General features: G+C 45.4%; 7 protein-coding genes. All 7 read left to right on the top strand.

All coding sequences use genetic code 11. The annotated features are described in order from the left end of the window. A partial coding sequence (locus tag E5S67_RS30985) for an alternative oxidase (protein WP_281363604.1) occupies window positions 1–461 on the top strand: 461 nt, incomplete at its 5' end. Window positions 462–542: 81 nt separating this feature from the next. Beyond that, window positions 543–920, top strand: coding sequence for a hypothetical protein (locus E5S67_RS30980; RefSeq protein ID WP_172193159.1), 378 nt, complete (start codon window positions 543–545; stop codon window positions 918–920). A 54-nt stretch (window positions 921–974) separates the two neighbouring features. Beyond that, a complete protein-coding gene (locus E5S67_RS30975; RefSeq protein ID WP_172193157.1) occupies window positions 975–2,525 on the top strand; it encodes a GMC family oxidoreductase in 1,551 nt (516 codons plus the stop codon). Window positions 2,526–2,756: 231 nt separating this feature from the next. Continuing rightward, window positions 2,757–3,239 (top strand): transposase, encoded by a 483-nt coding sequence (locus E5S67_RS30970; protein WP_172193155.1) that lies wholly within the window; start codon window positions 2,757–2,759, stop codon window positions 3,237–3,239. Between the two features lie 282 nt (window positions 3,240–3,521). Continuing rightward, entirely contained in the window at window positions 3,522–3,656 is a 135-nt protein-coding gene (locus E5S67_RS34280; protein WP_281363603.1) for a hypothetical protein, read from the top strand. Then, window positions 3,616–3,873, top strand: a complete 258-nt coding sequence (locus E5S67_RS30965; protein WP_246277075.1) for a nucleotidyltransferase family protein — start codon at window positions 3,616–3,618, stop codon at window positions 3,871–3,873. Before E5S67_RS34280 ends, E5S67_RS30965 begins: the two co-directional genes overlap by 41 nt. Before the next feature lie 130 nt (window positions 3,874–4,003). Beyond that, a complete protein-coding gene (locus E5S67_RS30960) occupies window positions 4,004–4,651 on the top strand; it encodes a chloramphenicol phosphotransferase CPT family protein (protein WP_172193153.1) in 648 nt (215 codons plus the stop codon). The last annotated feature ends 122 nt before the right edge of the window (window positions 4,652–4,773 follow it).

Raw genomic sequence — 4,773 nt, 5'->3', positions numbered from 1 at the left:
TTCCATTTGCTTTCTTCCCTTTCATTTATTATCAAACTTTTCTATTTTACCATCGAAATACATATTTACATCTCAAATGGAATTGCTATATGCTGTTTCCCTCTTACGCCTACTACTTGATGGAACTGATTGAAGGTCATGCCTATCACACCTATGACGAATACTTGAAAACCTATGAAGCGGAACTGAAAGCTCAACCTGCACCCCTGGTGGCAATCAACTTCTATCGCTATGGCGATCTTTATATGTTTGATGAAGTTCAGACTGCACTAAGTCATGAATTTCGCCGTCCCAAGGTGGATAATCTATACGACGTGTTTGTGAACATCCGTGATGACGAAGACGAACACGTCAAAACAATGGTGGCACTCCAGAAACCAGAAGCGCGGCTAACCTTCAAAAGTCCCCATACGGTTTTTGAAGCAGTAGCTGCCAACGCAGATAAAACGGGTTGGTTGTAGGAGGTGTTATACTTTGAAATTGGATTGCAATTCGATATTAATGATGGCAGTCCAATGAGTTCTACAACATTTTTAATAACTATGAAAACACTACTGAAAAAATCAGCGTTACTCCTTGCTATACCAATCTGTGTCTTAACTAATTTTTCGTTACCTGCGTCTGCTGATTCTACTGCTGACCTCATCCTCAGTACGAGATGCCAGGGTGGTTACAACATTAATATTTGGAAAAAGAAGGCTTCGGGTGAACTGCTATATCGCTCGACCAGTTCCAACGGTAATTTAAGTTTGGGTGGAGGTACGAGCAAAGCTACAGAAGGCGTTCGAGTCTATAAGTTTCGGAAGGGCAATTATCAATATTGGGTGTGGGATGGCACGTTGGATAGCCCAAAGTCTGGAACTTTAGAGGTGTACAAAAACAACCGTATCTTGATGCAGAAAGCTTGTAGGAAAAGTTGAATCTTCTAGCCTGACTAAATTAATCGATTACAGACAACAAAAAAGGAGAATTTTATGACGAACTATGACTACATTGTAATTGGTGCAGGTTCGGCAGGCTGTGTTGTCGCCAACCGTCTGACAGAAGACAGTCAAACAACCGTGTTGTTGCTCGAAGCTGGCAATCCAGATACGAAACCAGAGATTCAAATCCCGTTGGAATGCTTCAGCTTACTAGGCTCTGAGGTAGACTGGGCATACTTCACAGAACCAGAACCTTACCTCAATAACCGCAAAATCTTTCATCCCCGCGGGAAAGTCTTGGGCGGTAGCAGTTCGATTAATTTCATGCTTTATGTCCGAGGCAATCCTCATGATTACGATCGCTGGCAAGAATTGGGTAATCCCGGTTGGAGTTATCAAGATGTATTGCCATATTTCAAGAAATCTGAAAACCAGCAACGAGGTGCTTCCGAATACCACGGTGTCGATGGCGAGTTGAGTGTTACCGATCTAATTTCCCCGGCACCGATATCCCAACGATTTGTAGAAGTATCTATAGCAATGGGATATTACAACAATCCTGATTTCAATGGGATGCACCAAGAAGGCGCAGGACTCTATCAGATGACGATTAAAGATGGAAAACGGCACAGTACCGCTGCTGCATTCCTGGTGCCAATTCTCGATCGTCCCAATTTGACAACAACGACAGCAGCGTTGGTGACTCGATTGTTGTTTGAGGGAACCCGCGCCGTTGGGGTGGAATATCTATACGAGGAAACGCTGCACCAAGTCCGGGTTAACCGGGAAGTGATTTTAAGTGCTGGCGCATTCGATTCGCCTAAGCTGCTGATGCTTTCGGGCATTGGTAATCAAGAATACCTGGAATCATTGGGTATTCCTGTAGTAGTCGATTTGCCTGGTGTCGGTCAAAACCTCCAAGATCATCCTCTAATTCCTGTGGTACACCTGGCAACTCAGGATTTACACCCTGCAATTACCAGTAGTATCGTTGAAGCCGGATTGTTTTTGCATAGCGAGGGTAATCTAGATGCTGCGGCTGATTTACAGTTGATCTTCATCCCTCTTCTGTTGACATCCCCTCCTCGTTCTGATTCGGGATTCACTGGTTTAGTATGTTTGATCCATCCTGAGAGTATTGGTAGTGTATCTTTACGATCGCCCGATCCGAAAGATCCACCAATGATTCGGATGAACTATCTCCAAAGTGAATCTGATGTGCAAAAAGTCATTGCAGGAATTAAATTACTCCGCAAATTATTTCAGACAAGTGCCTTTGATGAGTTTCGGGGTGAGGAAGTCGCTCCCGGTACCGACAATCAGAGTGATGAAGCGCTCGAAGCTTACATTCGGGAAGTTTGCAGCACTGTGTTTCATCCTGTCGGCACCTGCAAAATGGGAACTGACTCAATGGCGGTTGTAGACTCTGAACTCCGCGTACATGGAGTTGAGGGGTTGCGTGTGGTAGATGCGTCAATCATGCCAACAATCACCACAGGAAATACGAATGCGCCGATAATTGCGATCGGCGAAAAGGCAGCAGATTTGATTAAAGCCGCAGGTTACGTTTCACAGCAAGTACCTTTAGTAATTACAAATTAACAGGGAGTGCGATCGATTAAATAGCCTTGAGTGTTTCTTTGCCAACTATGAGCTAGCTCATATAGCAATCCGATCTGAGTCTCACAACACAACGCCCTCTTGTCTTCCTAGACTTGTTGTATAGCAAGACTTTCAGATTTTACGGATCTAGAAAATCACTTAGGATTGCTATAGAAGTTCTTGACAAAAACTTTCAGGCTAAAGGTAGTTCAAGGTTAGGAGGGTAGTGATATGACTCTCACAAAAGCAAACATAACTGCATCCCAAGTAGAAACTCTCGCCAAACTCTACCTGGAAAGCAAGCCTGCCGAAACTTCAGATGAAACCATCGCCCAACTCTGTGATTGGCTGATGGGTGAGTTCCAACAATTGCCCTTAAATCTAAAATTTTCAGATTATATGCGTTATGAGAACGCTGAAGAGATGTTTGCGGATATTGAGCAATGGCAACTTTGGGTATCCGCTGAGAGTTACGATTCGGCTGTTTATCCTAATCCTATTTATGGATTTATTTTTCAGGGAATGCACGATTATGACCACTATTTGACGGATAGTGACTTCAGTTTGGATGGGGAAATCGCGGCTTACAACTTCGCAGCAAAACGTGCGCCTAGTTTAAACATCCAAAAGATTCTATATTCCGAAATTGTACTGCGATCGGCTGCCTATATTTATTTTGGACATACGGCTGTTCCTAAAATTGTTTTTCCGTAATCGATCGCAGAGGTAAAAGATTATGCACGAATGTCCTTGTTGTTCTTACCCATTACTGCGGCACATTCACCACCATGAAATTTGCTGGTTTTGTCCCCACTGTTGGGCAACGATGCCAGGTCTTTCCGAAGTGAAAACCACTTCAAACATTACCATAAGAGAAGCATGATGATGACCCAACATTGAAACTGTTATGCACCCACCAGCATCTTAAGGGTCAGTCAGACTTGTGATGTTAGAATCAAAAGATGTTAGTTGCTCTCGTTGGAGGTTAGCTCGCCCGTGATTGAGTTGCAATCAGATTTAGAATATGTAGTGAGCGATCGCTTAAAAGTCTATCTCGATGCGATCGCACAATTTTGCCAGCGCTGGAACATTGTCGAGTTTGCCCTGTTTGGCGGGCGTGCTGCGGGATGATTTTCGCCCTGATAGCGATGTAGATGTATTAGTTACCTATGAGCGATCGCACCGCCTCACACTATCCAATCTATTGGGTATGCAAGAGGAAATAGAGCATTTATTTAACCGTTGTGTGGATTTGGTTGAAAAGAATCGGTTAGAAAATCCGTATCGGCGATCGAACATTGTGAAAACCTATCGAGTGATTTATGCAACAAGCGGGCGATCGGGATAGCGCTTCACTTACAATTCCTTGTGCGAGTTTCTAGAGCATCAATGGACGCAGCACTTGATTGGGATTGGAGGCGCTGGATCGCAGCAAAAGTAGAGCATCGATCGGACGGGCAGTTGCATCAACACAGTTAATGGAGCAAACACAGAAGCCTGGGCAGATCATCATCCTCAACGGCGTGCCGCGATCCGGTAAGTCAAACGTTGTCACAGCCATCCAAGAAACGTTTGATGGTCTCTGGATGAATCTGGGTGTTGACACATTTATGCAGGCTACTCCAGAACGGTATCTGCCCGGAATCGGTCTGCGTCCCGGGGGAGAACTTCAGGACATCGAACTCTTTGTTCCCGTTCTGTACCGCGCTATGTACGAGTCCATCGCCGCGCATAGCCGATTGGGTCTGAATGTCGTAGTGGATGTGGGACACCATGACGCCTATGCAATCGGGCGCGGCATCCTCTTCGATTGCGCCAAGCGTTTGAGCGGATTGCCGGTCTTGTTCGCGGGCGTTCGCTGCCCCATCGAGATCGTTATGGAACGCCGACGTAACACGGGCCGAATGCCAGAAAGTTCCGTTGACTCACCCGTACCACCTCCAGTTCGTTTGTGGCAACATGAAGTTCACATTCCGGGAATCTATGACCTGGAAATCGACACCTCGACATCAAGCCCAAGCGAGTATGCCCAGATGATACGGCAGCACCTCGAATATGGCCCAGCACCGTCGGCATCTGAGCGACTCGCTACCATGACTTCCCAGCAGGATCGAGCGGAACAATAGATTCTTCTTGCCCCAAGTCCGCCCAACAATCCAATACGGTTCAGTTAAGGCTTAAATGATGGTAAATTACGTATTGTGTCCAAAAAGGGAGAGCAAGTACGGTGCATCTTAAAGAATTCTCA

The organism is Microcoleus asticus IPMA8 (assembly GCF_013179805.1).
GTDB classification, from domain to species: domain Bacteria; phylum Cyanobacteriota; class Cyanobacteriia; order Cyanobacteriales; family Microcoleaceae; genus Microcoleus; species Microcoleus asticus.
This window is presented reverse-complemented; position numbering and strand designations above follow the sequence as displayed.

Excerpts from the sequence above, each read along its gene's own strand:
- E5S67_RS30980 (WP_172193159.1), top strand. The coding sequence starts at position 543 with ATGAAAACACTACTGAAAAAATCAGCGTTACTCCTTGCTATACCAATC.
- E5S67_RS30960 (WP_172193153.1), top strand. The coding sequence starts at position 4,004 with ATGGAGCAAACACAGAAGCCTGGGCAGATCATCATCCTCAACGGCGTG.
- E5S67_RS30975 (WP_172193157.1), top strand. The coding sequence starts at position 975 with ATGACGAACTATGACTACATTGTAATTGGTGCAGGTTCGGCAGGCTGT.
- E5S67_RS30970 (WP_172193155.1), top strand. The coding sequence starts at position 2,757 with ATGACTCTCACAAAAGCAAACATAACTGCATCCCAAGTAGAAACTCTC.